At 65.8% G+C, this 2609-nt stretch carries 2 protein-coding genes and 1 pseudogene; all 3 read left to right on the plus strand.

Going from position 1 to position 2609, the window contains the following annotated elements; translation table 11 throughout:
• Nucleotides 1-627 (plus strand): annotated as a pseudogene (locus WA317_RS04515) (SufD family Fe-S cluster assembly protein); the annotation flags it as partial.
• Nucleotides 624-1829 carry a Fe-S cluster assembly protein SufD gene (sufD, locus tag WA317_RS04520; protein ID WP_425171906.1) on the plus strand — a complete coding sequence of 402 codons (1206 nt, stop codon included), beginning with the start codon at nucleotides 624-626 and terminating at the stop codon, nucleotides 1827-1829. The pseudogene WA317_RS04515 and the gene sufD, both read left to right, overlap by 4 nt.
• A complete protein-coding gene (gene sufC, locus WA317_RS04525) occupies nucleotides 1826-2608 on the plus strand; it encodes a Fe-S cluster assembly ATPase SufC (RefSeq protein WP_425171907.1) in 783 nt (260 codons plus the stop codon). The genes sufD and sufC overlap by 4 nt, the downstream gene beginning before the upstream one ends.
• Nucleotide 2609 lies beyond the last annotated feature (1 nt).

Here is a 2609-nt window from a genome sequence, read left to right on the forward strand (position 1 = left end):
TACACCACCATCCAGAACTGGTCGGGCAACGTCTACAACCTGGTCACCAAGCGGGCCAGGGCCGAGGCGGGCGCCACCATGGAGTGGGTCGACGGCAACATCGGCTCCAAGGTCACGATGAAATACCCGGCCGTCTGGATGACCGGCGAGCACGCCAAGGGCGAGGTGCTGTCCGTCGCGTTCGCCGGCGAGGGCCAGCACCAGGACACCGGCGCCAAGATGCTGCACCTGGCGCCCAACACGTCGAGCAACATCGTGTCCAAGTCGGTGGCCCGCGGCGGCGGCCGCGCGTCCTACCGCGGCCTGGTTCAAATCAACAAAGGCTCGCACGGATCCCGGTCCAGCGTGAAGTGTGATGCGCTGCTTGTCGATTCAATCAGCCGCAGCGACACCTACCCGTACGTCGACATCCGCGAGGACGACGTCACGATGGGCCACGAGGCCACCGTGTCCTAGGTCAGCGACACCCCGCTGTTCTATCTGATGAGCCGTGGGCTGACCGAAGACGAAGCGATGGCGATGGTGGTGCGGGGCTTCGTCGAGCCGATCGCCAAAGAGCTGCCGATGGAGTACGCGCTGGAGCTCAACCGACTGATAGAGCTGCAGATGGAGGGCTCTGTCGGATGACGGCTCAGGACTTCACGTCCGCGATCGAGGGGTCCCCGAAAGGTTCGCAGCTCTCCGCCGTCAACAAAGGGGAACTGTTCGCGTCGTTCGACGTCGATGCGTTCGAGGTGCCCGGCGGTCGTGACGAGATCTGGCGGTTCACCCCGCTGCGGCGGCTGCGCGGCCTGCACGACGGTTCAGCCCCCGCGACCGGCAGCGCCGACATCACGGTCAGCGAGCAGCCCGGAGTTCGGGTCGAGATCACCCGGCGCGGCGACGAGCGGCTCGGTGAAGGCGGTGTTCCCACTGATCGCGTTGCGGCGCAGGCCTTTTCGGCGTTCAACTCGGCGACGCTGGTGACCGTCGCGCGCGACACCCAGGTCGGTGACCCGATCGAGGTCGTCGTCACAGGTCCCGGCGAGGGCGCGGTTGCGTACGGGCATCTGCAGATTCGGGCCGAGGAGTTGGCCGAGGCCGTCGTCGTGATCGACCAGCGGGGCAGCGGAACCTATGCCGACAACGTCGAATTCGTGGTCGGCGACGCCGCCCGGCTCACCGTCGTGTGGATCGCCGACTGGGCCGACGACGCCGTGCACGTCAGCGCCCAGCATGCCCGGTTGGGCAAGGACGCGGTGCTGCGCCACGTCGTGGTGACACTCGGTGGCGAGGTGGTACGGATGTCGGCCACCGTGCGGTTCACCGCGGCCGGCGGAGACGCCGAACTGCTCGGCCTGTATTTCGCCGACGACGGCCAGCACCTCGAGTCGCGGCTGCTGATCGACCACGCCCAGCCGGACTGCAGATCCAACGTGGTCTACAAGGGTGCGCTGCAAGGAGATCCGGAGTCGAGGAGGCCCGACGCCCACACCGTCTGGGTGGGCGATGTGCTGATCCGCCCGCAGGCCGCCGGTACCGACACTTTCGAGAGCAACCGCAATCTGGTGCTGACCGACGGCGCCCGCGCCGACTCGATACCCAACCTGGAAATCGAGACCGGTGAGATAGTGGGCGCCGGGCACGCCAGCGCCACCGGACGCTTCGACGACGAGCAGCTTTTCTATCTGCGTTCCCGCGGTATTCCCGAAGAACAGGCCCGCCGGTTGGTGGTGCGCGGATTCTTCGGCGAGATCATCTCCAAGATCGCGGTGCCGCAGATCCGGGAGCGGCTGACCGCGGCCATCGAACACGAATTAGCGATTACGGAGAAGACAACAGCCTCATGACGACTCTGGAGATCAAAGACCTACACGTCAGCGTCGAGGACCCCAACGCCGCCGAAGGCAGGCGTGAGATACCCATCCTCAACGGGGTCGACCTGACGGTGCGCTCCGGCGAGACGCACGCGGTGATGGGTCCCAACGGATCCGGCAAGTCCACGCTGTCCTACGCGATCGCGGGCCATCCGAAGTATCAGGTGACGTCCGGGTCGATCAGGCTGGACGGCCAGAACGTGTTGGACATGAGTGTTGACGAACGCGCCAGGGCGGGACTGTTTCTGGCGATGCAGTATCCGGTCGAGGTGCCGGGGGTGTCGATGTCGAACTTCCTGCGTTCGGCGGCCACCGCGGTGCGCGGCGAGGCGCCGAAACTGCGGCACTGGGTCAAAGAGGTCCGCTCGGCGCTGGAGGAACTCGACATCGACCAGGCGTTCGGCGAGCGCAGCGTCAATGAAGGCTTCTCCGGCGGCGAGAAGAAGCGCCACGAGATCCTGCAGTTGGGGTTGCTGAAGCCGAAGATTGCGATCCTCGATGAGACCGATTCCGGCCTGGACGTCGACGCACTGCGGGTCGTCAGCGAAGGGGTCAACCGCTACAAGGAATCCCAGCACGGCGGCATCCTGCTGATCACGCATTACACCCGGATCCTGCGCTACATCCGCCCGGAATTCGTGCACGTGTTCGTCGGTGGCCGCATCATCGAATCCGGCGGGCCCGAGTTGGCCGACGAGCTCGAAGAAAACGGTTACGTGCGCTTCACCCAAACGGCCGTCACCGGGGGCTGAC

Source organism: Mycobacterium sp. (assembly GCF_049802695.1).
GTDB lineage: Bacteria > Actinomycetota > Actinomycetes > Mycobacteriales > Mycobacteriaceae > Mycobacterium.

What these genes read in the sequence shown, in the direction of transcription:
- sufD (WP_425171906.1), top strand. Translation starts at nt 624, where the DNA reads ATGACGGCTCAGGACTTCACGTCCGCGATCGAGGGGTCCCCGAAAGGT.
- sufC (WP_425171907.1), top strand. Translation starts at nt 1,826, where the DNA reads ATGACGACTCTGGAGATCAAAGACCTACACGTCAGCGTCGAGGACCCC.